Source organism: Paenarthrobacter nitroguajacolicus, from assembly GCF_029952445.1.
Lineage (GTDB): Bacteria > Actinomycetota > Actinomycetes > Actinomycetales > Micrococcaceae > Arthrobacter > Arthrobacter nitroguajacolicus_B.
Genome location: NZ_JAQPPK010000081.1, coordinates 1 through 350, shown reverse-complemented (window position 1 = coordinate 350; position 350 = coordinate 1). Strand labels below are relative to the sequence as shown.

Here is a 350-nt window from a genome sequence, read left to right as displayed (position 1 = left end):
GCGGAACGCGATTGCTGCGGCGAAGGCGATCAACGCGGCGAAGATGGCGTTGTGGGGGGATGGGACGCATCGGGTGTCGTTGGATGAGGTGATCGTGACCATGCGTGAAACGGGCAAGGACATGTCCCATAAGTACAAGGAAACCGCGATGGGCGGCCTCGCCGTCAACGTCGTCGAATGCTGAAAATGAACGTAAACGTAAAGGAACCCCATGACACTCGCTCCTGAAGGCCGTAAGTTGCTGCGCGTTGAGCAGCGTAACTCGGCGGTCCCGGTTGAACGTAAGCCTGAGTGGATCAAGGCCAAGGTCCAGATGGGTCCGGAGTTTGTCCAGCTCAAGAACCTGGTCA

The 350-nt window shown here is 58.0% G+C and carries 1 protein-coding gene and 1 pseudogene; both read left to right on the top strand.

Annotated features, from left to right (window positions below; translation table 11 throughout):
- Positions 1-184: L-serine ammonia-lyase, iron-sulfur-dependent, subunit alpha (locus PJL15_RS22615; protein ID WP_281453362.1), on the top strand; the 184-nt coding region annotated here is incomplete at its 5' end.
- Positions 185-211: 27 nt separating this feature from the next.
- A pseudogene (locus PJL15_RS22610) lies at positions 212-350 on the top strand (lipoyl synthase); the annotation flags it as partial.